Here is a 24,026-nt window from a genome sequence, read left to right as displayed (position 1 = left end):
TGGGTTGTGGAGGAGAACATGTGATGACCCGGTCGCTACGGGATCCACACGATCCGGTTCGCTAGCATGGAGGCAACCCCACACTCAGGCACCTCAGTACATGACACGGTGCCGCACATAGAAGACCGGAGAACCTCATGGCCGACGCCATCCCAGAAAAGCCCGCCCTCGAAGGGCTGGAAGCCAAATGGGACCAGGTCTGGGAGGGCCAGGGGACATACCGGTTCGACCGCGATGCTGCGGTTGCGCAGCGGGTTTCGACAAGCTCAACCAGCTTAAGTAGCGAAAGCGCCCTGAGCCGCCAGATCTTCTCCATCGACACTCCCCCACCAACGGCCTCCGGCACACTCCACATCGGGCACGTCTTCAGCTACACCCACACCGACGTCATCGCCCGTTTCCAGCGGATGCGCGGCAAGACGGTCTTCTACCCGATGGGCTGGGACGACAACGGCCTCCCCACCGAGCGCCGCGTGCAGAACTACTACGGCGTGCGCTGCGACCCCACGCTTCCCTATGACGCCGACTTCACTCCGCCATTCGAGGGCGGCGACAACAAGTCAAGCAAGGCCGCAGACCAGCTGCCGATCTCCCGCCGCAACTTCATCGAACTCTGCGAGACGCTGACCGTCGAAGACGAGAAGCAGTTCGAAGACGTCTGGCGCAAACTCGGCCTCAGCGTCGACTGGAAGCAGTCGTACCGCACCATCGGCGACGAGGCCCAGCGGGCATCCCAGCGCGCCTTCCTTCGCAACCTCGCCCGCGGCGAGGCTTACCAGGCGGATGCGCCCACGCTGTGGGACATCACCTTCCGTACCGCGGTCGCCCAGGCAGAGCTCGAGGACAAGGACATGCCGGCCGCCTACCACCGGGTCGCCTTCCACAAGCCTGACGGCACCGACGTGCAAATCGAGACCACCCGCCCGGAACTGCTGGCCGCCTGCGTTGCCCTGGTCGCGCATCCGGATGATGAGCGTTACCAGGCACTCTTCGGCACCACTGTGACCACCCCGGTTTTCGGCGTCGAAGTCCCGGTGCTCTCCCACCACCTCGCCCAAAAGGACAAGGGCTCCGGTATCGCCATGATCTGCACCTTCGGCGACGTCACCGACGTCGTCTGGTGGCGCGAACTCGACCTGCCCAACCGCACCATCATCGGCCGCGACGGCCGCATCATCAGCGAAGCACCGGATGTCCTGGCCACCGACCAGGCGAAGGACGCCTACGCACAGCTCGCCGGTAAGACGGTCTTCTCGGCCAAGGCCGCCATGGTCGAACTGCTGAAGGAAAGCGGCGACCTGATCGGCGACCCCAAGCCGATCACCCACCCGGTCAAGTTCTACGAGAAGGGCGAGAAGCCGCTCGAGATCGTCTCCACCCGCCAGTGGTACATCAGCAACGGCGCGCGCGACGAAGAGTTGAAGGCGCGGATGCTGCGGGCCGGTACCGACATCAACTTCGTCCCCGAATTCATGCGGGTGCGCTACGAGAACTGGGTGGGCGGCCTCACCGGCGACTGGCTGATCTCCCGCCAGCGCTTCTTCGGCGTTCCCATCCCGCTCTGGTACCCGCTCGACTCCGACGGCAACCCGGTGTTCGACCAGCCGATCGTGCCATCGGAAGACTCCCTCCCGGTCGACCCGTCCTCGGCGGCCGCGCCCGGCTACGAGGAGTCACAGCGCAACCAGCCCGGCGGCTTCATGGGCGACCTCGACGTCATGGACACCTGGGCCACCTCCTCCCTCACCCCGCAACTCGCCGGCGGCTGGGAGCGCGACCCTGAGCTCTTCGACACCGTGTTCCCCTACGACCTGCGCCCGCAAGGCCAGGACATCATCCGCACCTGGCTGTTCACCACCGCGCTGCGGTCGGTGCTCGAGCACGGCGTCGAGCCGTGGAGCAACGCGGCGCTCAGCGGGTTCATCGTCGACCCTGACCGCAAGAAGATGTCCAAGTCGAAGGGCAACGTCGTCACCCCGGCCGCCATGCTGGATCAGCATGGTTCGGATGCTGTGCGCTACTGGGCGGCATCGTCCCGCCTCGGCACAGACGCGGCTTTCGACCCGGAAAATCCGAAACAGATCAAGATCGGCCGCCGGCTGGCCATCAAGGTGCTGAATGCGGCCAAGTTCGTGTACTCGTTCGAGGTCGCCGGCGGGGTTTCGACGGGCTCAACCAGCCAAACGGGCTCAACCAGCGAAAGCGAGAACAGCGGTGTCACGCACCCGCTCGACCTGGACATGCTGGCCGAGCTGCACAAGGTCATCGCGACGGCAACCACGGCGTTCGATTCTTACGACCACGCCAGGGCACTGGAGACGACGGAACAGTTTTTCTGGACCTTCTGCGACGACTACCTGGAACTGGTGAAGGAGCGAGCCTACGATTCCTCCGCGCCTGAGGCACAGGCATCCGCCGTCCTTGCCCTGCGCAGCGCGATCGACGTTCTGCTGCGGTTGTTCGCTCCATTCCTGCCCTTCGCTACCGAAGAGGTCTGGTCGTGGACCCACGACGGCTCAATGCACGTCGCACCCTGGCCCACCGCGCCCGGCAACGACCGGCCGAGCGGGCTGCTGCCGGCCGTGAGCGCCGCACTCATCGGGATCCGCCGGGCGAAGTCGGATGCGAAGGCCTCCCAGAAGACTCCGGTCACCTCCGCGACCATCGCCGCCCCGGCGGCTACGCTGGCGTTGCTCGAGCAGGCCACAGAAGACCTGAAAGCGGTTGGCCGAATCGAGACCCTTACGTTGTCAGAGGGCGCAGAGCTCGCTGTCACCGACATCGTGTTCGCCGAACAGGAGGCCTGATGGTCGACATCCGCCCGATCGATCCTCGCGACGCCACCCGGTGGCGCGAGCTATTCACCGACTACGGCACCTTCTACAAGACCTCCTTCAGCGACGAGGTGCTCGACGGGGTGTGGGCGTGGTTGCTCGACCCGCTGCATCCGGTGAACGGCCTGGTGGCCAGCAACGATGACGGCGTCGTGGTCGGGTTCGCCATCTACCGCGAACAGCCCGACACCTTCAGCGCCGGCCCGGGGATGTACCTTGACGACATCTTCGTCGACCCGGCAGCCCGTCGCAGCGGGGTTGCCGGCGCGATGCTGAGTACGTTGCGAGAGCGGGCACGCGCGAAGGGGGTCAGCCAGATTCGCTGGATCACCGCTGCCGACAACGTGCGGGCCCAAGCGGCATACGACCGCATCGCGCGGAAGACCGACTGGGTCACCTACGAGATGGACGTCTGATGCAGCTTGGCACGCGCTGGAAGGTTGGCGATGAACCACCGGCACTCCCGGTATCGGTGGTTCAGGCGGTTCGCCAAGTCGAGGCAGATCTTGCGGGCGTTGACACCAACCAGTGGCGGTGGACCCTCACCTGGCTGGAAGGCAGGCCGGTCGTCGAACTCGATGACGGCACCACCATTCGCGTCGGCGGCGATGGCACCGTCCTGGTGTCCGAGCCCGAAGACTGAGCTCGGCGGCCGGTGGTCAGCCGATCACGTGCCAGTTCGCACGGCTGGCATAGGCCTGGTCACGCAGCCGGCTCGCCTCACGATATAGCTCCGCCCGCTCACTGTCGCTGAGCGCGGACAGCGGATGCCGAGTTCGTGCGATCGCTTTCTGGTCGGCGCGATTGCGTGCCCAACTGGCCAGCGCCATCCCGATAACCAGCACCAGACGGTGCAGGCCCTCAGGCCTGGCCCGCCTCGTCGCAGCGCGCGAATCGGGGCACGCCCGTGTTGTTGCATCCAGTGTTGTTGAAGACATTGATTTCACCTCTCCCAAGCTGTCAATCTACGGGCAACCACTGACATTCCTGCGGCTGCCGAAGTGGCAGGAATCGTCCGGAAATTCACTGTTTTTCGTCGCTCCCCGGAGTCATTTCACCGTCCATGATCGGGAACGCGTTGAACTGGATCTGAACCGGCCGGGAACCGGGAACCATCTGGCCGCGGAACTTGTCGAGAAACTCGTCGACCATGGCCATATAGCGGTCCCGGAAGTCGGCCAACTGCTCGACAGTCAGCCTCAGGTTGCTGGAGGTCACCATGCTGGCCTCCACCCATTCAGCCGGGAGCTCGTCGTAGCCGCGCTCCTCGAACGCCCTCAGCAACCGCTCCCGTGCGGCACCCCACTCGCGGATGACCATTCGCGACGCTTCGCGCCCGATCGGGCTGTCGGCGAAGTCTCCCGGCTCGACCGTGATGCCGCCTGGAGCCCGCTCCCACCAGCGCTCGCGCCCGGTCCCCTTGCCGACAACCTCGCGCACGAAAGCATGCTTCTCCAGCTGCCTGAGGTGGTAACTCGTGGCGCCGCTCGACTCCCCCAGCCGTTCCGCCAGGCCGCTTGCCGTGGCGGGACCATACATCGAGAGGGCCTCGAAGAGCTGCACCCTGAGTGGATGTGCCAGCGCCTTCAGCGAGGCAAGGTCGACGACGCGATCACGCGGTGCTTCGGGCTTTCTGTCCATGCCCCAAGCCTAGACATGCAAAGCCTTCTTTGCAACTCCTTTTTTGCAACTTTGTCTTTGCATCTGTTTCTTTGCAACGATCCATTGGCACAGCCAGGGCTCCGGCTCCCGCTGGGCAGCGAGCCTCCGCAATAAGCTCAGATGCATGACCAACCCGTTCTTTGCCCCGAGTCCGCTCTCCTACGGGCTCCCCCCGTTCGCCGAGATAACAGATGACCACTATCGCGCCGCGTTCGAGAGGGGCATGACCGACCAGCTCGCCGAGATCGAGGCGATCACCACCAGCCGGGACGAACCGTCGTTCGCCAACACCCTGATCCCCCTGGAAGCGAGTGGCCAGCTGCTCGATCGGGTGTCCGCCGTCTTCTACAACAAGGCATCCGCCGATTCGAACGACTTCACCAACGAACTGGAGGAGGAGATCGCACCGCTGCTGGCCGCCCACCACGATGCCATCGTGCTGAACCCTGAGCTATTCGGGCGTATTGCCCACCTTCACGAGCGTCGCCTGCAGCTGGGACTGGATGCCGAGAGCCGCTACCTGCTGGAACGCTACTTCAGCGAGTTCACGCTCGCCGGCGCCGGCCTCGGCGACGACGAGAAGGAACGCCTCAAGGTGTACAACCGCGAGCTCTCCACTCTCACCACCCGCTTCGAGAAGAACCTGCTGGCGGACACCAACGAGCTCGCGGTGGTCTTCGACGACGCCGCCGAACTCGATGGGCTGGACGCAGGCGAGCTGTCGTCCGCGGCCGAGGCCGCCGCGGAGCGCGGGCTCGACGACACGTTCCTGGTGACGCTCGTGCTGCCTACCGGCCATCCGTACCTGTCCCAGCTCACCGATCGCCGTGTTCGGGAACGCCTGATGACTGCGTCGCGCTCCCGCGGAACCCGCGGCGGTGACCATGACAACCGGGAGCTGGTTCTCCAGATCGCCAGGCTGCGCGCAGAGCGGGCATCCCTGCTCGGTTTCACCAGTCACGCAGCATGGGTAACGGCGGATGAGACGGCCGGCACCCCGGAGGCCGTCACCCGGATGCTGGGCAGGCTCGCCCCCGCGGCGGCACGGAACGCCCTGGCCGAACAGGCCGACCTCGAAGCGCTGGCCGGGCATCCGATTTCAGCCTGGGACTGGGCGTTCTACAGCGAGAAGGTGCGCCAGGCGAAGTTCGATGTCGACACCGCGTCGATGCGTCCGTATTTCGAGTCCGAGCGCGTGCTCCGCGAGGGGGTCTTCTTCGCGGCGACGAAGCTGTACGGCGTCACCTTCAGCGAACGCGACGACCTGGTCGCCTACCACCCCGACGCCCGTGTCTTCGAGGTGCGCAATGAGGACGGTTCCGGGTTGGGGCTCTACCTTCTCGACCTCTACACACGCGACTCGAAGCGGGGTGGCGCCTGGATGAACCCGCTCATTTCGCAGAACCGGCTGCTTGGACACCCGACCGTCGTGGTCAACAACCTCAACGTGCCGAAACCGGCCGCGGGCGAGCCGACGCTGCTCAGCTACGACGAGGTGAACACGCTCTTCCACGAGTTCGGCCACGCCCTGCACGGGTTGTTCGCCCAGGTCACCTACCCGAAGTTCGCCGGCACGAACGTTTTCCGCGACTTCGTGGAGTTTCCCAGTCAGGTCAACGAGATGTGGATGCTGTGGCCCGAGGTCCTGGCCAACTACGCGATGCACCACGAGACTGGCGAGCCGATGCCACAGGAACTGGTCGACAAGCTGCACGCGTCCGAACAGTTCAACGAGGGGTTCGCCACCAGCGAGTATCTGGGCGCTGCTTTGCTCGACCAGGCCTGGCACCTGATCGCAGCGGATGCGGACATCACCGACGTTGCTGCGTTCGAGGAGGCCGCGCTCGCCTCCGTGGGCCTCGGCAACCCGGCGGTTCCGCCGCGGTATTCGAGCACTTACTTCGCCCACACCTTCTCGGGCGGCTACGACGCCGGCTACTACTCGTACATCTGGAGCGAGGTGCTGGATGCCGACACCGTCGAGTGGTTCAAGGAGAACGGCGGGCTCACCCGGGAGAACGGCGACCGATTCCGCTCACGGCTGCTCGGCGTCGGCGGTTCGAAGGACCCGCTGGAGGCGTTCCGCGACTTCCGTGGGCGCGACGCCGTCATTGATCCGCTGCTGAAGAGGCGCGGGCTCGGGTAGCGCGTCGGCTCAGGAGCGTTCGACGCTCAGCGCCGTCGGCCCCAGCTCAGCCAGAGCATGAGCACGCCCCCGGCAAGCAGCCCCCAGAGCGCCGAACCGATCCCGAGAATCGTAATGCCGGATGCTGTCACCAGGAAAGTGGCGATCGCCGGCACCCGGTGCATCGGCGCCTCCAGCGCGCTCGTGATCGACGTGATGAGCGCGCCCAGTACCGCGAGCCCCGCGACGGCGATGATCAGGATGGTCGGGGCCGCCGCGACGAGGGCCGTCGCCACCCCGGCACCGAGCCCCAGCAGCAGGTACACAACCCCGGCCGAGAAGGTGGCAATCCAACGTTTCGCCTTGTCCGGATGCGCCTCCGGGCTGGCCATGATCGCTGCGGTGATTGCCGCGAGGTTGATGGCGTGGCCGCCGAAGAACGCGCCGGCCGCTGTTCCCACCCCGGTGCTGATCAGTGCCGGGCGCGCGGGCGTCTCGTAGCCGAAGGTCTTCATCACCACGAACCCGGGAACGTTCTGGCCCGCCATGGTGACGATGAACAACGGCAAACCGAGGCTCACCATGATGACCGGATCGAACACCGGCGCCACGAACGTCAACTGCGGAGCGATCGTCGCGGACTGCAACCAATCGTCCCCGGCGTACAACGCGATCGCCACCGCTGCTGCGACCATGGCCGCCGGCACCGCCCAGCGCGGAGCGAGCCGGTAGAGGATCGCCCACACCAGGATGATCGGCCAGGCCAGCGCGGGCACCTCGATCATCGCCGTCACCGGCGCAAGACAGATCGGAAACAGGATGCCGGCCAGCATCGCGCTTGCCAGCGGGGTCGGAATGCGGGTGATCAGCCGTCCCAGCGCCGGCCACAGCCCGCAGAGGATGATCAGCGCGCCACACAGGATGAAAGCGCCCACCGCGGCCGCGAAATTCGCGTCATCAATGCCGGCCGCCACCAGGAGTGCGGCACCGGGCGTCGACCAGGCCGTGGAAATCGGCATCCGGTACACCCAGGCGAGCACCATCGACGTGATGGCTGTCGTCAGGCAGAGCACCAGAAGGCCCGACGAGGCCTGCCCGTTGGTGGCGCCGACTGCCTGCAAGCCCGCGATGACGAGTGCGAACGAGGTCGCAAAGCCGCTGATCGAGGCGACCAGGCCCGCTGAGACAGACTGGAAGATGGGTATCGGGCCTTTCTCGACCCGAAGGTCACCGTCGCGAGCAGCTCCAGCCTAGGGGCAGCCACGCCGCCTGCCTGCCCAGACGCCCTGTGCCCGGCTCAGGAAACGGCGGACTCGAGCAGCCGGAACCGATCATCGACCGGATCCAGTTCCGCAAGCACATTGTGCGGCAGGATCCACTGCGGGTCGATGTGCCCGAAGTCGGCTCCAGCGAGCACGGGGATATCTGTGACGCCCCACTCGCCGAGCCGCTCCACGATGATCCGGTCCAGCTCCCGGGTCTGGTCGGCGGTGTAGCCACGAGGACGCCCGAACACCAGACCGCTGATGCGGTTCAGGATGCCCTGGGCTCCGTAATTCCTCAGCCAGAAGCCGACCTGCGCCGGCGTCGGAACGTCCTCCGACGTTTCCAGGAAGAGAATCCGGTCGTCGAAGAACGGGGCAGCCGGCCACCATGGGGTCCCGATCATCATGTCGAGCACCTCAATGCAGCCGCCGGTCAGCCTGCCTCGCGCCGGCGCGGACCCCTGCAGCCAGCGCCAGCCGGCATCCGGCATCCGCTCCCCCGCCTGGTCGCCCGGCTGGTCTGCCCAATCCGGTGCGTCGCCGAGGCGGTAACCGTACGGCCGGTAGTCGTAACTGCCCGCCGGCTCGAACAGGATCGCCCGGATATGTTCCTCCACCCCCGGCTGGCTTCCCAGCTGTGCGAGGCCGGCCATGACCGCCGGGCCGTTGAACGTGGTGAGGCCGGCGGAGGCGAGAGTCAGGAGCTGCGTCGTCGTATCCGAGTACCCCAGGAGCACCTTGGGGTGCGCGATGGCAGCGTCGAGGTCGAGGTGCGGCAGGATGCGAACGGAGTCGTCCCCACCGACCACCGTGAAGATCGCGGCGATCTCCGGGTCGGCGAAGGCGCGATTGAGGTCGGCTGCCCTCGCCTCGGGCCTGCTCCAGGCTTCCTTCGGGGTGAACCTGGTCGACGGGTACTCGACCACGTCAAGGCCGAACACGTCACGAAGCGTTCGCAGGCCATGCTGGTAGACCTTGGGGAACACCGACGACCCGGGCCAACTGGTAGCAACCACGGCGACACGGTCGCCGCGGTGTAGACGGGCTGGGCGCAGACGGGGAGGCCGCAGGGTCAGGCTGACTTCTCCCGGCGCTCCGGCTTGCGCGGCACGATGGTGGGTGCCGCGTTGTTGAGCACCGCTTCCCTGGTGACGACGACGCGCCCGATTCCGTCATCCGACGGCACATCGAACATGATCGAGCCGAGCACTTCCTCCATGATCGACCGCAGCCCGCGGGCACCGGTCTGGCGCAGCACGGCAAGGTCGGCGATGGCCTCGAGTGCGTCAGGCTCGAAGTCGAGTTCGACGTTGTCCAGTTCGAACATCCGCTGGTACTGGCGCATCAGGGCGTTCTTCGGCTTGGTCAGGATGTCCATCAGGGCGACCTGGTCAAGCGGCGTGACTGTGGCCACGACCGGCAGGCGCCCGATGAACTCCGGGATCAGGCCGAACTTGTGCAGGTCTTCCGGCAGCACCTCGCTGAACAGGTTCACGTCGTCGCCCTTGCTGTGCAGCGGAGCTCCGAAGCCGATGCCCTTCTTACCCGCACGCTGGGAGATGATCTCCTCCAGGCCGGCGAAGGCACCCGCGACGATGAACAACACATTGGTGGTGTCGACCTGGATGAACTCCTGGTGCGGATGCTTGCGCCCTCCCTGAGGGGGAACGGATGCGACGGTTCCCTCCAGGATCTTGAGCAGTGCCTGCTGCACGCCTTCACCCGACACATCGCGGGTGATCGACGGGTTCTCGGCCTTGCGGGCGATCTTGTCGATCTCGTCGATGTAGATGATCCCGGTCTCGGCCCGCTTGACGTCGTAGTCGGCGGCCTGGATGAGCTTGAGCAGGATGTTCTCGACATCCTCACCGACGTAGCCCGCCTCGGTGAGTGCCGTGGCATCCGCTACCGCGAACGGAACGTTCAGGCGCTTGGCGAGGGTCTGGGCGAGGTAGGTCTTGCCGCAACCGGTCGGGCCGATCAGCAGGATGTTCGACTTGGCGATCTCGACATCGTCGATGACGGCGTCTGCCGAGGTGATGGTGTTGCGTGCGCGGATGCGCTTGTAGTGGTTGTAGACCGCGACGGAAAGGGCCTTCTTCGCCGGCTCCTGGCCGATGACGTACTCCTCAAGAAAGCTGAAGATCTCTTTCGGTTTCGGGAGCTCGAACGAGCCGGCCGTCTCTTCGCCGGCCTCAGCCAGGCGCTCTTCGATGATCTCGTTGCACAATTCGACGCACTCATCGCAGATGTACACGCCAGGCCCGGCGATCAACTGCTGCACCTGCTTCTGACTCTTGCCGCAGAAGGAACACTTGAGCAGGTCGGCGCTCTCGCCTATCCGAGCCATGTGAACCTCCTTGTGCGGTGAAACCTGGTGCAACGAAATGCTGGTATCGAGCCTAACCCGATACTCCGACACTGTTATGCACCGGAGGCGAATTGTGACCGGCGCGCCGAATGGCCGGCGAGGCGCCAATGCGCGACCAGTCCGATGGCCGGACCGCTCCGAATAGACTGGGATTACAGGTTCCGGTCTGGGGAGAGCATGACGAAACGTTGGGCACGCGTGATTCGCGGCCAGGCCGTCGCAGTTTTCGCCACCTTCGCTGCAGCCTTGTCCCACGGTGTTGCGGATGGCGGGCATCCGCCTATCGCCGCCATCGCATTGGCCCTGGCGTTCTCCAGCGTCGCCTGCGTTGTCCTGGCCGCCAGGCACTTCTCGCGGCGGCGCCTGGCAGCATCCGTCGCCATCAGCCAGCTGATCTACCACGGACTGTTCAGCTTGTTCGGTACGGCAGGGTCTACACCGGGCGCTGTCGTCGTGGGTCACCACGGTTCACTGTCTTTCGCTCCAACCGCTTCAGGGCAATCCCCCGCAGCGCTATCACACGCGGTGTCATCAGACCTGTGGATGCTGGCGGCCCACCTCGGCGCAGCGGTACTCACCTTCGCGCTGGCGGTGCGCGGTGAGCGCTCCCTGATTGCCGTGCGTCGCGTCGCGGAACTGGTCGTTGCTGCGGTGTTCGTTGGGACTCTGCGCTGGCCGCTGCCTCACATTCCCGACCGAGTGCCGGCCAGCAGACGCTTTCCGACCGGCCAGCGGGCCGAGATTCCCCACCGACAACTGATCCTGACCTCGTCGCTGACCCACCGCGGTCCACCCGCAGGCCTGCGGTTTGCGTAGCGCTCGCGCGCGAACCAGACGAGTTCACCTTCTCGGCCATCAGGCCACTAGTTAAGGATCATGTGTGAAGAAATCAACCCCAGTCAAGGTCGCGACCGCACTCGGTGCGGCGGCCCTGCTGGCCGTAGCAACCCCGTTGGCCGCCAACGCCCACGTCACCGTGGACCCGACCAGCACCGCAGCACCGTCGTACTCCGTGCTCACCTTTTCGGTCGGACACGGATGCGAAGGGTCACCAACCACCGCCCTCACCTTCTCGGTCCCGGAGAGCATCCAGTCGGTCACCCCGACCGTGAACCCCGGCTGGACCATCGCCCAGCAAGGCAATCAGGTCGTCTACACGGCTGATCAACCGCTGATCGACGGACAACGCACCACGTTCGCACTGTCGGTGAAGCTCCCCAACCTGCCAGCCGGCGAGAAGCTCGTCTTCCCGGTGCTGCAGGAGTGCGAGGTCGGGTCGACCGATTGGTCCGAGGCGCAGGCCGACGGGGAGACTGAGCCGGAGCATCCGGCGCCGTCCCTCGTGCTGAGCGAGGCGACCGCCGACGGCCACGGGCACGCGGATGCGGCAGCTGCCGGTTCCGATCAGCCGCTTGCCGCCGGGCACTCCGACAGCGAAGCTCTGAGCGCGAGCGTTGAAGACCCGCTCGCCAGGACGCTCGGCATCGCCGGACTGGCGCTCGGAGCGGTCGGCCTGATCATGGGTATTGCATCACGTCGGAAGGAGGTCGGCAAATGACCACGGTTGCACGGCGCACAGCGTCGCTGGGAGTTGTTGGCCTGCTCGCGCTCGGGATGTCGATCGGCGTCGCGACACCGGCCAGCGCCCACAACTATCTGGTTTCCTCGACACCTGCTGAGGGTGATGTTCTGACCGCACTTCCAGACGAGTTCGTCATCACGACCAACGACGACCTGCTCAACCTGGGTGCCGACGCCGGCGGCTTCGCGCTTCAGGTGCAGGATGCCGACGGGTTGTTCTACGGTGACGGCTGCGTGGCGGTCGATGGACCGTCGATGACCGCGGTCGCCGCGCTGGGCGCACCCGGCTCTTACCTGCTCACCTGGCAGGTTGTCTCCATCGACGGTCACACCGTGTCTGGTGAGATTCCGTTCGCCTGGACCCCGGATGATGTCACCGAGTCGAGCGAAGGATCGGCAACACCGCCGGTGTGCGGTGAGGCGGCCCAGGAGGAGCCGACGCCCGAACCGGACGTCACGGAAGAACCGATCGCGCCGGCACCGGAAGAAGCGGAGGCGCCGGCGCCGAGTGACCTGCTGTGGATCGGTGGTGCCATCGCCGCCGTCGTGATCGCGGCAGCGACCACCATGCTGGTGCTGAGCCGCAGGAAGAAGTAGACAGCGAAAAGCTGGTCGAGCTCGTCGAGACCCGTCCCGAGTAGCTCGGGTGCGGAGGTCTCGACGAGCTCGACCAGCTAAGCGAGCTCGACCAGCTTGAGAACGCTAGCCTGCGATCGCGGGAAGCCCCTTGCGCGAGGTGAGCACCTGGTCGACAAGCCCGTACTCCTGGGCCTCGGCGCCGCTCAGGATGTTGTCGCGGTCGATGTCCTTGTTGACCTGCTCCTTGGTGCGGTTGGAGTGCTTGGCGATGGTCTCTTCCAGCCACTCGCGCATGCGCAGGATCTCGCGCGCCTGGATCTCGATGTCCGACGCCTGGCCGCGGCCTGAGTCACCGGCCGACGGCTGGTGGATGAGGATGCGCGCGTTCGGCAGCGCCAGGCGCTTGCCGGGCGTGCCGGCCGCGAGGATCACTGCCGCAGCGGATGCCGCCTGCCCGAGAACCACGGTCTGGATCTGCGGGCGCACGTACTGCATCGTGTCGTAGATCGCCGTCATCGCGGTGAACGAACCACCCGGTGAGTTGATGTACATGACGATGTCGCGGTCCGGGTCCTGGCTCTCGAGCACCAGCAGCTGGGCCATGATGTCGTCTGCTGACGCGTCGTCGATCTGCACGCCGAGGAAGATGATGCGGTCCTCGAAGAGCTTCGCGTACGGGTCCTGGCGCTTGTAGCCGTAGGCCGTGCGCTCCTCGAAGGTCGGCAGGATGTAGCGGGACTCTGCAGGGCGCGCGACTCCGCCGGCCTGGTGTAGCGAAGCCTGCCCTGAGCGTGTCGAAGGGTTAGTGAATTCCATGTGGTTTATCTACCGATCCCTAGTTCTTGTCCTGGTCGTCGTCGGACGCGGCGGCCTCAGGAGCGGCAGCCTTGGAGGTTGTGACATCAGTTCCGCCGCCACCGGCCACGTCGGATGCGAACTCGCGAAGGTGGTCGACGAATCCGTACTCGAGCGCCTCCTGCGCGGTGAACCAGTTGTCGCGGTCGCCGTCGATCAGGATCTGCTCGACCGACTTGCCGGTCTGCTCGGCAGTCAGCTCAGCCATCCGCTTCTTCATGTCGAGGATGACCTTGGCCTGCGTCTGGATGTCGGCGGAGGTTCCACCGAATCCGCCGGACGGCTGGTGAAGCAGGACGCGTGCGTTCGGGGTGATGTACCGCTTGCCCTTGTTGCCGGAGGACAACAGGAACTGTCCCATCGAGGCGGCGAGGCCGATGCCGACGGTCACGATGTCGTTCGGAACGAACTTCATCGTGTCGTAGATCGCCATGCCGGCCGTGATGGATCCGCCGGGTGAGTTGATGTACAGGTAGATGTCGCGCTTTGGGTCTTCTGCGGCGAGAAGAAGTATCTTCGCGCAGATCTCGTTGGCGTTGTCATCGCGCACCTCTGACCCGAGCCAGATGATGCGATCCTTGAGGAGTTGGTCGAAAACACTGCTGACCAATGCCGGTTGGGCCATTGCCTACGCTCCATTTCAGTTATCGCGTATGTCGAATCTATCCGAGCGGGCGGGCCCATTCGGCCGCGTTCGCTGTAGGCAAAGAATGCGGGTGCTGCTCAGAGGTTCAGTGCCTCGGCCAGGATGCGCTGCGTGCGCTCGATGTGCTCCCGAACCATTGCCTGGCTGCCCTCGGAGTCGCCGGCCTCGAGCCTGGCGATGATCTCCCGGTGCTGGTCGTTGGCGATCTTGTTGTCTTCGGCGCTGACCAGGTTCTGGATGGTGAAGTTCCAGTAGCTGATGCGGGTGCGCTGGGAGAACTGGTCGAGCAGGAAGTTGCGGCCTGCCGCGGTCACGATCGTGTGGAAGCGCTTGTTGAGTTCGTTGAGTTGGGTGCGCGTCGTGCCGGAGTGGTCGATCTGCTCGACGATCTGCTTGAGTTCGGCGATCTCGTCGGTCGTGATGTTCTTGGCAGCCAACGCCGCTGCAGCACCCTCGATTGCCGCCCGCGCCTCAAGGATGCGCAGGAATTCCTCCGGCGCGTGCTCACGCACGATCCAGCCGCGCGAGCGCTGCACCAGGCCTTCCTGGGTCAGCCTCAGCAGGGCCTCCCGTACCGGGGTGCGGCTGACCCGCAGCCAACTGCCGAGTTCTTCCTCGACCAGGCGCATGTTCGGCCGCAGTTCACCACTCAGGATGGCGTCACGAAGTCTTTCGTGCACCGTGTCTGCAGCCACTGACACCGTCAGCGGCTCAGGCGAGAACTTGAGAGGGTTCGTCACTGCCGGGCCTTTCTGGCCGGATGAAGTCGAGGATGGGTGCTGGTGTGCACCGCGGACGCTACTTGTGGTCGTGTCCGTAGTGCTCGTGGCCTGGGGCGCGGCCGTGACGGTCCTTGCCGCCGTCGGCCGGGGCCTCAGGGGCGATGGCTTCGACGAAATCGTCGCCACCATCATCCGTTGCCGTGAAATCGGTCAGGTCGACTGCCTTGCCCTTGCCGTCGACAACCTTCGCCTTGCCGAGAACGACCGCGAGCGCTTTGTTGCGGGCGACTTCGGCGATCATGCCGGGGATCTGGCCGTTGCCGTCGAGCACCTGGATGAACTCGCCCGGCTCCATGTTGTACTGGGCGGCACCCTGGATCAGGTACTGGGTGAGCTCGTTCTGACTGACCTTCACGCCTTCCGCCTCCACGATGGAGTCGAGCAGGATCTGCGTGCGGAACGTCTTCTCGCTGGACTCGGTGACCTCGGCGCGGTGGGCGTCGTCCTCCAGGCGCTTCTCGTTCTCCAGGTGGCGGTGCACCTCATCTTCGACCAGCTTTGGCGGCACCGGGATGTCGACGGTCTCGAGCAGCTTGTCGACGACCTGGTCGCGAGCCTGTGCGCCCTGGCCGAAGACCTTGGATTTCTCGACCTGCTGCTTGAGGTCGGCCTTCAGCTCGTCGATCGTGTCGAACTGGCTGGCGATCTGGGCGAAGTCGTCGTCGGCCTCCGGAAGCTCGCGCTCCTTGACGGCGATCAGCGTGACGGTGATCTGGGCGGCCTCGCCCTCGTTCTCGCCGCCGAGCAGCTGAGCCTCGAAAGTGGTGGTCTCGCCGGCGCTCAGGGAGTCCAGCGCCTCGTCGATGCCGTCGATCAGCTCGCCGGAGCCGACCTCGTAGGAGATGCCCTTCGCAGTGTCGACCTCTTCGCCGCCGATGGTGGCGATCAGGTCGATCTGGGCGAAGTCGCCGGTCTTGGCCGGGCGGTCGACCGTGACCAGGGTGCCGAAACGCTCGCGCAGGCTGTTCAGCTCGGTCTCGACGTCTTCATCCGTCACTTCGACGGTGTCGACGGTCAGCTTCAGGCCATCGAGCTTGGGGAGGGTGAACTCGGGGCGAACGTCGACCTCCACGCTGACCTCGAGGTCGCCAGAGAAGTCCTTCAGCTCGGGAAGCGTGGTGACGTCAGCCTCTGGGCGACCCAGCGGGCGGATGCTGTTCTCTTCGACCGCCTGGCGGTACACCTTGTCGAGGGCGTCGTTGACAGCCTGGTTGAGCACCTCGCCGCGGCCGACGCGCTGGTCGATGATGGGTGCAGGAACCTTGCCCTTGCGGAAGCCCGGAATGTTGATCTGCCCGGCGATCTGCGTGTACGCCTTGTCGATGCTCGGCTTGAGCTCTTCCGGCGTCACCGCGATGACAAGCTTGACGCGGGTGGGGCTCAGTTTTTCAACCGTGGTCTTCACGAGGTGGGACTCTCCTGTTTGATCGTTCGCGATTGCGACGCGTGGTGTTCCAATGGTTCACAATTCTGGGTTTTGTCGGGGCGACAGGATTCGAACCTGCGGCCTCTCGGTCCCAAACCGAGCGCTCTACCAAGCTGAGCTACGCCCCGGGTTCGCTGCGAAAATCTCACTGCGGATGTGGCCCCACCGACGTACAAGCTCGTCGCGGCGAAAATGGCCTTGGTAAGTCTAGCTGAGTTGTTCGGCTCGGCTGTCCCCGAGGCCCGCGCGACCTGTATTAGGATTGCAGCGCACTTCTGGCCAACAAGCCGGAAATTGCGGGGATGTAGCTTAATGGTAAAGCCTCAGTCTTCCAAACTGATTACGCGGGTTCGATTCCCGTCATCCCCTCCAGGCCTTCCGCAACGCTCGCGTAGCGCGGCCCCCATCCGAGTTCCTGCCTCGCGAGCTGGTTCGACACCTGCATGTTGACCCGCGTCATCATCATGCCCGCGTACGGGGCCACAGCTCGCAAGAGGCCATCCGGGAGCGCAATCGGCTTTTTCGTTCGGTACACCCGAGCGACGGTCTCGACGAACTCCCGCCAGGACACCGGCGTGTCGTCGACGATGTTGTACGCCCTCCCGGCGGTGCCGCGCTCGAGGGCGGCGACGGTGGCCGCAGCAGCGTCCTCATGGTGGATGAACCCGAGCGTCCCCCGCCACTTGGTGGGCACCGGGAGCGACCAGCGGTTCAGCATGCCGACCATGGTGGCGGCATCCGCACCGTAGAACAGGCCGTACCGCAGCGCGATGCCATCGATGCCCGGGGCGTGGAAGGCCTGTTGCTCAGCCGACACCATGGCCTGGATCGGCTCATCGGTCGCATCGCCGGCGGGCTCGCCGAATGGGGCACCTTCGTCGACACTCCCGACATCCTGGTATCCGTAACCGAAGATGATCGACTGGGTCACGAACCGCGTGGCGCCGACCGAGCGAGCCGCCTCCAGCAGATTCGTGCTGCCCTCGATGCGCAGGCGATTGGTCTCGGCCATATCGGAGAACCTGGCCGGGGCCTTCTTCAACGCGGTCAACTCGTGCAGCACTGCATCGGCACGGATGCCATCGACCGCACGCAGAAGGGCATCCCGGTCCATCACATCGGCGATGACCGCCCGGCCACCGCGTTCATGCACGACCGCCGCGCTCTTCTCGGAGCGGGCGATGCCGATAACCTCGTGCCCGGCATTTCGCAACGCGTGCAGCAGCGGGCCCCCGAGGGTGCCGGTAGCTCCGGCTACAAGTACCTGCATTTCTTCATCTCCTCCAATGGAGCGAGGTCTGATCACGCGCCCGTTGCCGTTGAGGCCCTCTGGCTAACTGAAAGCGTAACCGGGCCGTAGGTCCCGAGCAAAAGTGCGACAGACAGCACGGTCCATCCCCCAGCACTTTTCAGGCTAACCCCCCTCCTTCCCTTATAGGACGGGGATCGAAGAGTTGAGTTATTCACGAAAATGTACCCCGACGCCTATTGCAATGTCCCCCGGAGAGGGGGCTAACATCAGAGCTACCCCATCCGATATGCCCGGCACCCGACGGGCACGTCCCCTTCAGGAGTCATCCCCGTGTCTCTCGCAACCGAAACCCAAGCACCCGCCGGCTGGTACCACGACCCGCTCGGTCTCCCCCAGGTCCGCTGGTGGAACGGCATGATGTGGACCAACGACGTTCAGGCGCCCCGCCCCGAGATCCAGGTCTCGTCGGCGTACCGCACGGAGTTGGTAACCGCCCCGTAACTATTCAGCGTCGGCAACGGCGCGAACACAGCCTGCGAAGCCGTCACCAGCTTCGCGAATGGAGCCCCCACAAGGGGGCTCCATTGTTGTTTCGCCGGCCCTTCAGCAAGGTTGTCCCCAGCCTGGGCCTGACCTCCCGGCTACGGCGCGCCTCTCCACTAACCTGAGCGCAGACCAACTCCAGAGGGGAAACCAGTGCCGCCTGCTGACAACTACGCCGAGTTCAGAAACCACGCCGGCACCGTCCTCTGGCCGACCAGCCCGGGCGCATTGACAGACACCACCCGGTGCCCGGCCTGTTTCACCCCGCTGAAGGCCATCGTGTGCACCAAGTGCGGCCTCGACCTCGGGCATCCGGCTGCTGCCGAGCTCGCCGCTGCCTCGCAGGACGCATCCGACAGCCTCTCGCAACGAGTCGCCGTCATCGGACGCATCCGCTACGAAAGCTCCCAGCCGCGCGTCCCTGCTGAGACGGTGCCCGCCGCGGCGACCACCTTCCCGACAGTTGCAGCCCCGACAGCTGCAGCCCAGACACCGGCAGCCGCGGCGCCAGCAGCCGCCGAGCCAGTGACCACAGCGCCGGAGTGGTCGCTGCCCACTGCCATCGAACTTCAGCCAACCCCGCCAGTCAACATCCCGGCACCGGCAGCGGATGCCCCGCAGCAGCCGGGTGCGCCACGGCGTTCCGGCGTTCAGGTGGCACTGCTGATCGCCGGCGTCTCGCTGCTGTCGATCTTCGCCATCTTCTTCCTCGTCTACGCCTTCATCAATTACGGGATCGTCTGGCGGTCGGTCATCATCGCCTCGATCACTGTCGCGGCCTTCGTGTCCGCTTCCCTGCTCAGGCGCAAGTCCCTGATTGCCAGCGCCGAGGGCCTCGCCGTCTTCGCCCTGGTCTTGGTCTACCTCGACGCGTACGCGCTGCGGGCCAACGACTTCTTCGGCCTCGGAGGCGCCGACAGCGCCGTCTATTGGGGCGCCACCGTCTCGATCGCCAGCGTGTTCTTCATCGCCTGGCACCGGCTGTCCCAGGTGCGAGCGGCGAGCATCGTCGGATGGGCCGGAATTCCGGTCGGCATCGGAATTCTGCTCTGGGGACTCATGGATGGCGCGGAGCCGGCGACTCGAGTCTTCACCGCCTTCGCCGCCACCGCCGTCACCGGTCTCGCGCACGGTCTGGTCCCCCGCCCGCCCTTCCACGGCACGCTCGAGCGGATGCTGGTGCTCTCGACCTCCTCGTTCGCATTGCTGGCAGCATTCATGGTGTCCTGGGCGGTCGAACCGTTCAGCGATTGGGGCGGAACAATGGCCTGCGCCGCGGCTGCGTTGACCGCCTTCGCTCTCGCTGCCTCCGCCACCGCGGACCGCGTGTCCACCCCGGCGGTCCGGGCATTCGGCCTGGCGTTCGCCACCATCGGCGGAGTCGCTGCCGCGTCCGCCGTTTCCGTCGGTGCACTACGCGTCGCGGCAGACGACACCGGCTTCGCGATCTTCGTTCCCGTGATCGCCGCTGCCGCAATCGCGCTGCTGCTCGAGGCATCCGCTGGCCGCTGGTCGGCCACCCGTTTTCGCGCGCCATCGGTCTTCGCAACCTGGGGAGCAGCCGGGGTTCTCGCCCTGACCGCGTTGCTGCCGCTCGCAACCGCCGCGATGCCCATCGGCACCGGACTGGTTGCCGGCCTCGGGCATCCGTGGACAGCGGAACCATCACTGAGCCTGACAATCACCGAGCCTCCCACCGACCTCGCCGTGCTCGCACTGGCCTGCGTGGTCGGCCTGGCGGCAGCCGCCTGGCTCTTGACCGGGTCAATGCGCCAACGCGGAACAGCATTGGCGTGGGGAACCGGTGTCGTGCTGATCCTGGCAGCAGCCCAACTCCCCCAGCTGTGGCTCGTGCTGGCCGGATGGCTGGGCATCGGGGTGGCAGCCTTCGTGCTGCTCCTTCGCACCCGTGCGACGACGGTTCCCGCGGGCTACCGCGTCTCTTTCGCCAGCGTGCTTGTTGCGGCCACCACGCTGATGTTCCTGGTCGGGTGGGCCTCGCTGGACACCTGGTTGTTCACCACCGCAGCAACGATCGTCACCCTGCTGGCCTCGCGTGCGCTCACGGCAAAAGCGGAGTGGAAAGCGATCTTCCTCGGCCTGGCCACCGTGCTGTTGTTCGTCGGTGTCGTCGCAACTGCCCGGTTCGCAACCTGGGAGCAGGGCGCTCCGTGGGAGCTGGTGCTGATCAACGAGACCGTCCTGCTGACGCTGGTTGCGACAATCGTCCTCGCCGCCGCGGCCATCGACTACCGTCGGTTCGTCAGCACCCTGGACCGGCAGACAACATTCTGGATCGCGGGCGTCGTCGCCGGGGCATCCGCTTTCATCGCCCACAACACCGTTGTCGACACCGCAATCAGCCAGCCGGTGCTCATGCTGCCGCAGCCGGTCACCAGCCTCGTCTCGGCCGCGCTGCTGTTGGGCGCGCTCCTGCTGTGGGTCGGCCTGCGGGTCAACGCGTCGCTGCGGCCCGAACGGATCGTCGCATCGATCGCGCTCGCACCGGCGGTGTTCTGGCTTGTCGACTCCTTCGCCCGCGTGCTTGATCTTTCGGAGTTCGCGCAATCGGTGGTTCCCATCACGGCTGCCCTGCTCAGCGCGGCCGGCGCGCTCACCGTGACACTCCTGCGGCCGACCGGAACTCCGCGCTGGGCGCGCGAAGCCGGGGTCGCGATCGTCGGTGTCCCCGCCGTCGTGGCCGCAATCTACATCGACGCTCCGGCCGGCTGGCTGGTGTTGGTGCTCGCCGGTGTCACGCTGCTCCTGATCGCAATCAGTCCGGACGGGCTGTTCGCATCCGGTTCCCCGCGACGGCACCTCGGCTGGGCGGCCCTCGCGGTGGCGACGGCCGGCCTGTGGTGGCGGCTCTCCAGCGCCCAGGTCGAGGCATTGGAACCGTATGTGCTGCCGTTGGCCGGGGCGCTCCTGGCGATCGCCTATCTTATCCATCGCGCCGCGCGGCGCGCCCAGACCACGGGCAAAGCAGCGCCGATCGTCGCACTCTGCAGCCTGCTCGTGGCGATCCTGCCGTTGGCGGCGAACTCCGTCAGCGGCGATCCGACGCGGGCGATCGTGATGTTCGCGGTCTGCGCGGCGCTCCTGCTCGTCAGCAGCCTGGTCGTTCGAAGCGCCGCCCAGCCGTTCCTTGACGCGATGGCGCTCTCGGGTGCAATCGGCGTGCTCGTCACGGCCGGCGGTCGGGCTTCCCTCGCATCGCACCGCGACCTTGAACCGGACGGCTGGATCATCGCGGCCCTGGCGGTGTTGCTCATCGCCGCGTTCGGCCAGTCCAGGGAACGAGCCGATGCAAGCGCCCGTGCGCGACAGCTGGTCGGCCAGGCGCTGGTGATTGTCGGAATGGTGTCCCTTGCGGCCATTGAGACGGAAGGGTTCTTCGACGAGACCCTGGGAACAATGCGAGCCATCGCCACCGTCGCCCTGCTCTGCGCGATCCACATCATCGCCTACGCCTTCGACAGCGCTCCGCTCACCCGCCTCGTCGCAACCGTCGCGGTCGTGGTCGCCTCCCTAGCCGCTCTCATGGGCTTGGTGGTGCAGGCGCTCGATCCGATCGAGCTGGCGTCCGTGCCCATTGCGATCGCCCTGCTGGTGACTGGTCGCATCCGCCTGGGCTCGGAACCGGATGCCCGCAGCTGGCGTTCGCTCGCACCAGGACTCGCCGTCCTCATGGTGCCGAGCCTCCTGAACTCGTTCACCGAGCCCGAACTCTGGCGCCTCGTCGGGCTCGGAGTTGTCGCTGTCACCGTGCTGGTGGTGGGAGCGGTGCGGCGCCTGCAAGCGCCGTTCGTTCTCGGCCTGGTAGTCGCGCTCATTCACGGGTTCGCGACCTTCGCACCGCAGATCCGCGCCGTCTACGAGTCGCAGGAGTGGTGGCTGTGGGCGGGCCTCGCCGGAGTGCTGCTGGTGATCCTCGCCATCCGCTACGAGAAGCGCATCCAGAACCTGAAAGACGCCGTCGGAAGGATCGCCGCGCTCAGGTGAGCGAGCGGTGGGTGAACCGGCCGCCGAGCACTGTTGCTGCGACCGGCATCGACCGCAGCTCATCCGGAGTTGAGGTGAACGGGTCCCGCTCCACGACCGCGAGATCGGCCACCTCGCCGACAGCCACCCGCGTGCGCGTGGAGGCCGCAAGCGCTGCATCGACACCGATAGCCTGCTCCGGATGCCAGGCATCCCGCCCGTCGCGGGCACGGCCGACCGCTGCAGAGATGGTCACCCACGGATCGAGCGGAGCGACCGGGGCATCGGAACCAAGGGCGAGCTCCGCGCCGGCGTCCAGCAGGCTCTTGAGTGCGAAGCTGCGTCCCGTCTTGCCACCCCAATACCGGTCGGCGACATCGCGGTCATCCATGGCGTGCTCTGGTTGCACGCTGGCCACCACGCCGAGCTCGGCGAAACGCTCGAAGTCACTCACGTTGAGCAGTTGCGCGTGCTCGATGCGGCCGCCGCGGCCCAGCTGCGCGAAGGCGTCGAGGGCCAGCGTGTTGGCCAGATCGCCGATGGCGTGCACGTCGGGGATGATTCCGGCATCCGATGCGCGTCGCATCAACGGCAGAAGCTCCTCCGGCGTGATGGTCTGCAAGCCGTGCGAATCCTCCTGCCCCTCCAGGCCGGGGTATTCGTCGTGGCAGTACGCCGTACGGGTGTTGAGCGAACCATCCGTCAGCACCTTGTACATGCCGACTGTGACGAGATCGTTGATGGCGCGTCCGGTGCGCAGGCCGAGCTCGATGGCCCGGTCGAGGTGCTGGGTGTAGATACCGAACTCGACCCGCAGCGAATCGAACCCATTGGCGGTGCGCCTGGTCCAGTTCTGCAGATTCCACTGCATCTCCAGGTCGATCACGCCGACAACGCCGCGCTGTGCCGCCTGCTCACCGGCGGCGATCGCCCAGGCGTCGAGCGTGGCGTCCGGAACCGTGTTGATGCGCCGGGTCACCTCGAACGCATCGTCCTCCTTAAGCAGCCCGGTTGGATGCCCGGCGTGGCCGTACCACTCGAGCGCCGCCGAGTTCAGCCAGGTGGCGTGGAGGTCGGCGCTCACCAATACGACGGCTGTGGAGCCCGCGGCCTCATCGAGCATGGCCCGGTTCGGAACATCCGGCCACAGTCCGTCGCGAAAGCCGAAGCCGATCAAGGGCCCGTCTTCGCTGGCTGGACGGGCGACGGATGCTGTTGCGACCTGGGCTGCTACCTCTGCAGCAGACTCAGCGCCCGAGAGATCAAGCCATTGCTGCACCATCGACCATTGGCTGAAGTGCACGTGGTTGTCCCAGAGACCGGGGACCAGCCAGCGGCCATCCAGGTGCACCTCTTCGGCCGTGCAGTCCACTGCGGAGCCGATCTCGGTGATCGTCCCGTCTTCGACAAGCACGTCGAGGACGTCGTTGCCCAGGCGTGCGTTCCGGAAGATCGTGCTCATCGGTCGTGCACCTTCCGCATCTCCGCAGCCAGCCCCGGCTGGGCGTAGACGGGGTTGTGCTCGAGTTCGTCGATCACATTGGAAACGACCTCCTCCGACTTGTTCTGGCTGAGCTTCGCCCGAGCGTCGAACCGGGTGACGACCAGGCGGAAACCGACCGTGCCGGAGAAGATCTCGCGCCCGTACTCCTCGTTGTCGGAGAGGCGGTTCGGATGCGGAAGGTGATCCTCGAAGTGGTCGACCAGTTCGCCGAGCACCCGCCAGTTTTCCTCATCGCTCAGGATCTCTGGCGTGCCGTACAGGTGGGCGGTCACGTGGTTCCAGGTCGGGACGTTCGGGGTACCGTCGTACCACCCGGGAGAGACGTAGCCGTGCGGTCCCTGCACGACCACGAGAACCTCAGCGCTTCCGAGTTCGAGGAGCCGGTCATCCGGTCGCCCAACATGGCTGACGATGCTGATGTCGTCGCGGCCCTCCTCGAGCACCACCGGGTAGTGCGAGGCGACCAGGCCCTTCGCGGTATTGGCGACGATGGTCACCCACGGGTTCTCCCTGATGAGGCGCTTGACCTCATCCGGATCCTCAAGAAGATACGACGGCGTATGTCTCATGTTCCTACTCTGGCACGAGATCAGGGCCGCCTCAGGCGCTCAGGTTCC

21 protein-coding genes and 2 tRNA genes are annotated in these 24,026 nt (G+C 65.8%); 10 read left to right on the top strand and 13 right to left on the bottom strand.

Annotated features, from left to right (window positions below; genetic code table 11):
- Window positions 1-137: 137 nt before the first annotated feature.
- Genes valS through ACX3O0_RS03055 form a run of 3 tightly spaced genes read left to right on the top strand, consistent with a single transcriptional unit; the run spans window position 138 to window position 3,477 of the window.
- Window positions 138-2,807 (top strand): valine--tRNA ligase, encoded by a 2,670-nt coding sequence (gene valS / locus ACX3O0_RS03065; protein ID WP_459106759.1) that lies wholly within the window; start codon window positions 138-140, stop codon window positions 2,805-2,807.
- A complete protein-coding gene (locus tag ACX3O0_RS03060) occupies window positions 2,807-3,250 on the top strand; it encodes a GNAT family N-acetyltransferase (protein ID WP_459106758.1) in 444 nt (147 codons plus the stop codon). The genes valS and ACX3O0_RS03060 overlap by 1 nt, the downstream gene beginning before the upstream one ends.
- Complete coding sequence (locus tag ACX3O0_RS03055) at window positions 3,250-3,477, top strand: hypothetical protein (RefSeq protein WP_459106757.1); 228 nt, start codon at window positions 3,250-3,252, stop codon at window positions 3,475-3,477. The genes ACX3O0_RS03060 and ACX3O0_RS03055 overlap by 1 nt, the downstream gene beginning before the upstream one ends.
- A 16-nt stretch (window positions 3,478-3,493) precedes the next feature.
- On the opposite strand, the gene ACX3O0_RS03050 is transcribed toward ACX3O0_RS03055, so the two are convergent.
- Window positions 3,494-3,772 (bottom strand): hypothetical protein, encoded by a 279-nt coding sequence (locus ACX3O0_RS03050; protein ID WP_459106756.1) that lies wholly within the window; start codon window positions 3,770-3,772, stop codon window positions 3,494-3,496.
- A gap of 85 nt (window positions 3,773-3,857) precedes the next feature.
- The gene (locus tag ACX3O0_RS03045) at window positions 3,858-4,475 is read right to left on the bottom strand and encodes an ArsR/SmtB family transcription factor (RefSeq protein ID WP_459090892.1); all 618 of its coding nucleotides are present in this window, start codon (window positions 4,473-4,475) and stop codon (window positions 3,858-3,860) included.
- 145 nt (window positions 4,476-4,620) lie between these two features.
- Here ACX3O0_RS03045 and ACX3O0_RS03040 point away from each other — a divergent pair, with 145 nt between their 5' ends.
- Window positions 4,621-6,642: a M3 family metallopeptidase gene (locus ACX3O0_RS03040; protein WP_459106755.1), complete on the top strand. Its 2,022-nt coding sequence runs from the start codon at window positions 4,621-4,623 to the stop codon at window positions 6,640-6,642.
- A 26-nt stretch (window positions 6,643-6,668) separates the two neighbouring features.
- Here the strand turns inward: ACX3O0_RS03040 and ACX3O0_RS03035 are convergent, their stop codons facing one another.
- The 3 genes from ACX3O0_RS03035 to clpX all read right to left on the bottom strand — a co-directional run bounded on the left by ACX3O0_RS03035 (window position 6,669) and on the right by clpX (window position 10,236).
- Window positions 6,669-7,820 carry a benzoate/H(+) symporter BenE family transporter gene (locus ACX3O0_RS03035; protein ID WP_459108441.1) on the bottom strand — a complete coding sequence of 384 codons (1,152 nt, stop codon included), beginning with the start codon at window positions 7,818-7,820 and terminating at the stop codon, window positions 6,669-6,671.
- Between the two features lie 98 nt (window positions 7,821-7,918).
- Window positions 7,919-8,902 carry a S66 family peptidase gene (locus ACX3O0_RS03030; protein ID WP_459106754.1) on the bottom strand — a complete coding sequence of 328 codons (984 nt, stop codon included), beginning with the start codon at window positions 8,900-8,902 and terminating at the stop codon, window positions 7,919-7,921.
- Between the two features lie 56 nt (window positions 8,903-8,958).
- A complete protein-coding gene (gene clpX / locus ACX3O0_RS03025; RefSeq protein WP_459090883.1) occupies window positions 8,959-10,236 on the bottom strand; it encodes an ATP-dependent Clp protease ATP-binding subunit ClpX in 1,278 nt (425 codons plus the stop codon).
- 198 nt (window positions 10,237-10,434) lie between these two features.
- Between clpX and ACX3O0_RS03020 the strand changes: the two genes are divergently transcribed.
- The 3 genes from ACX3O0_RS03020 (at window position 10,435) to ACX3O0_RS03010 (ending at window position 12,435) form a co-directional block, all read left to right on the top strand.
- Window positions 10,435-11,073: a hypothetical protein gene (locus ACX3O0_RS03020; RefSeq protein ID WP_459106753.1), complete on the top strand. Its 639-nt coding sequence runs from the start codon at window positions 10,435-10,437 to the stop codon at window positions 11,071-11,073.
- Between the two features lie 64 nt (window positions 11,074-11,137).
- Entirely contained in the window at window positions 11,138-11,815 is a 678-nt protein-coding gene (locus ACX3O0_RS03015; RefSeq protein WP_459106752.1) for a YcnI family copper-binding membrane protein, read from the top strand.
- Complete coding sequence (locus ACX3O0_RS03010) at window positions 11,812-12,435, top strand: copper resistance CopC family protein (protein WP_459106751.1); 624 nt, start codon at window positions 11,812-11,814, stop codon at window positions 12,433-12,435. The genes ACX3O0_RS03015 and ACX3O0_RS03010 overlap by 4 nt, the downstream gene beginning before the upstream one ends.
- 105 nt (window positions 12,436-12,540) lie before the next feature.
- On the opposite strand, the gene ACX3O0_RS03005 is transcribed toward ACX3O0_RS03010, so the two are convergent.
- The 5 genes from ACX3O0_RS03005 to ACX3O0_RS02985 all read right to left on the bottom strand — a co-directional run bounded on the left by ACX3O0_RS03005 (window position 12,541) and on the right by ACX3O0_RS02985 (window position 16,254).
- Complete coding sequence (locus tag ACX3O0_RS03005) at window positions 12,541-13,233, bottom strand: ATP-dependent Clp protease proteolytic subunit (RefSeq protein ID WP_459090875.1); 693 nt, start codon at window positions 13,231-13,233, stop codon at window positions 12,541-12,543.
- A gap of 19 nt (window positions 13,234-13,252) precedes the next feature.
- On the bottom strand, window positions 13,253-13,897 hold the full coding sequence (locus ACX3O0_RS03000) for an ATP-dependent Clp protease proteolytic subunit (RefSeq protein ID WP_459090873.1): 645 nt from the start codon (window positions 13,895-13,897) through the stop codon (window positions 13,253-13,255).
- A gap of 98 nt (window positions 13,898-13,995) precedes the next feature.
- A complete protein-coding gene (locus ACX3O0_RS02995) occupies window positions 13,996-14,658 on the bottom strand; it encodes a GntR family transcriptional regulator (protein WP_459106750.1) in 663 nt (220 codons plus the stop codon).
- A gap of 58 nt (window positions 14,659-14,716) precedes the next feature.
- A complete protein-coding gene (gene tig / locus ACX3O0_RS02990) occupies window positions 14,717-16,105 on the bottom strand; it encodes a trigger factor (RefSeq protein WP_459106749.1) in 1,389 nt (462 codons plus the stop codon).
- Between the two features lie 75 nt (window positions 16,106-16,180).
- Window positions 16,181-16,254: transfer RNA gene (locus tag ACX3O0_RS02985), tRNA-Pro, on the bottom strand.
- Between the two features lie 170 nt (window positions 16,255-16,424).
- Between ACX3O0_RS02985 and ACX3O0_RS02980 the strand changes: the two genes are divergently transcribed.
- Window positions 16,425-16,498: transfer RNA gene (locus ACX3O0_RS02980), tRNA-Gly, on the top strand.
- On the opposite strand, the gene ACX3O0_RS02975 is transcribed toward ACX3O0_RS02980, so the two are convergent.
- Window positions 16,467-17,396, bottom strand: coding sequence for an NAD-dependent epimerase/dehydratase family protein (locus tag ACX3O0_RS02975; RefSeq protein WP_459106748.1), 930 nt, complete (start codon window positions 17,394-17,396; stop codon window positions 16,467-16,469). The genes ACX3O0_RS02980 and ACX3O0_RS02975 overlap by 32 nt on opposite strands.
- A gap of 312 nt (window positions 17,397-17,708) precedes the next feature.
- On the opposite strand from ACX3O0_RS02975, the gene ACX3O0_RS02970 reads away from it, so the two are divergent.
- Both ACX3O0_RS02970 and ACX3O0_RS02965 read left to right on the top strand, forming a co-directional pair.
- Window positions 17,709-17,879 carry a DUF2510 domain-containing protein gene (locus tag ACX3O0_RS02970; RefSeq protein ID WP_459090865.1) on the top strand — a complete coding sequence of 57 codons (171 nt, stop codon included), beginning with the start codon at window positions 17,709-17,711 and terminating at the stop codon, window positions 17,877-17,879.
- Between the two features lie 195 nt (window positions 17,880-18,074).
- The gene (locus tag ACX3O0_RS02965) at window positions 18,075-21,926 is read left to right on the top strand and encodes an SCO7613 C-terminal domain-containing membrane protein (RefSeq protein ID WP_459106747.1); all 3,852 of its coding nucleotides are present in this window, start codon (window positions 18,075-18,077) and stop codon (window positions 21,924-21,926) included.
- On the opposite strand, the gene ACX3O0_RS02960 is transcribed toward ACX3O0_RS02965, so the two are convergent.
- Both ACX3O0_RS02960 and ACX3O0_RS02955 read right to left on the bottom strand, forming a co-directional pair.
- Window positions 21,919-23,367: an amidohydrolase gene (locus tag ACX3O0_RS02960; protein ID WP_459106746.1), complete on the bottom strand. Its 1,449-nt coding sequence runs from the start codon at window positions 23,365-23,367 to the stop codon at window positions 21,919-21,921. The genes ACX3O0_RS02965 and ACX3O0_RS02960 overlap by 8 nt on opposite strands.
- The gene (locus ACX3O0_RS02955; RefSeq protein WP_459090859.1) at window positions 23,364-23,978 is read right to left on the bottom strand and encodes an FMN-binding negative transcriptional regulator; all 615 of its coding nucleotides are present in this window, start codon (window positions 23,976-23,978) and stop codon (window positions 23,364-23,366) included. Before ACX3O0_RS02955 ends, ACX3O0_RS02960 begins: the two co-directional genes overlap by 4 nt.
- Between the last annotated feature and the right edge of the window lie 48 nt (window positions 23,979-24,026).

It is taken from the genome of Homoserinimonas sp. A447, assembly GCF_054489325.1.
The sequence above is the reverse complement of the archived record's forward strand: the minus strand, read 5'-3'. Positions and strand labels throughout refer to the sequence as shown.

Excerpts from the sequence above, each read along its gene's own strand:
- valS (WP_459106759.1), top strand. The coding sequence starts at position 138 with ATGGCCGACGCCATCCCAGAAAAGCCCGCCCTCGAAGGGCTGGAAGCC.
- ACX3O0_RS03060 (WP_459106758.1), top strand. The coding sequence starts at position 2,807 with ATGGTCGACATCCGCCCGATCGATCCTCGCGACGCCACCCGGTGGCGC.
- ACX3O0_RS03055 (WP_459106757.1), top strand. The coding sequence starts at position 3,250 with ATGCAGCTTGGCACGCGCTGGAAGGTTGGCGATGAACCACCGGCACTC.
- ACX3O0_RS03050 (WP_459106756.1), bottom strand. The coding sequence starts at position 3,772 with ATGTCTTCAACAACACTGGATGCAACAACACGGGCGTGCCCCGATTCG.
- ACX3O0_RS03045 (WP_459090892.1), bottom strand. The coding sequence starts at position 4,475 with ATGGACAGAAAGCCCGAAGCACCGCGTGATCGCGTCGTCGACCTTGCC.
- ACX3O0_RS03040 (WP_459106755.1), top strand. The coding sequence starts at position 4,621 with ATGACCAACCCGTTCTTTGCCCCGAGTCCGCTCTCCTACGGGCTCCCC.
- clpX (WP_459090883.1), bottom strand. The coding sequence starts at position 10,236 with ATGGCTCGGATAGGCGAGAGCGCCGACCTGCTCAAGTGTTCCTTCTGC.
- ACX3O0_RS03020 (WP_459106753.1), top strand. The coding sequence starts at position 10,435 with ATGACGAAACGTTGGGCACGCGTGATTCGCGGCCAGGCCGTCGCAGTT.
- ACX3O0_RS03010 (WP_459106751.1), top strand. The coding sequence starts at position 11,812 with ATGACCACGGTTGCACGGCGCACAGCGTCGCTGGGAGTTGTTGGCCTG.
- ACX3O0_RS03005 (WP_459090875.1), bottom strand. The coding sequence starts at position 13,233 with ATGGAATTCACTAACCCTTCGACACGCTCAGGGCAGGCTTCGCTACAC.
- ACX3O0_RS03000 (WP_459090873.1), bottom strand. The coding sequence starts at position 13,897 with ATGGCCCAACCGGCATTGGTCAGCAGTGTTTTCGACCAACTCCTCAAG.
- ACX3O0_RS02975 (WP_459106748.1), bottom strand. The coding sequence starts at position 17,396 with ATGCAGGTACTTGTAGCCGGAGCTACCGGCACCCTCGGGGGCCCGCTG.
- ACX3O0_RS02960 (WP_459106746.1), bottom strand. The coding sequence starts at position 23,367 with ATGAGCACGATCTTCCGGAACGCACGCCTGGGCAACGACGTCCTCGAC.
- ACX3O0_RS02955 (WP_459090859.1), bottom strand. The coding sequence starts at position 23,978 with ATGAGACATACGCCGTCGTATCTTCTTGAGGATCCGGATGAGGTCAAG.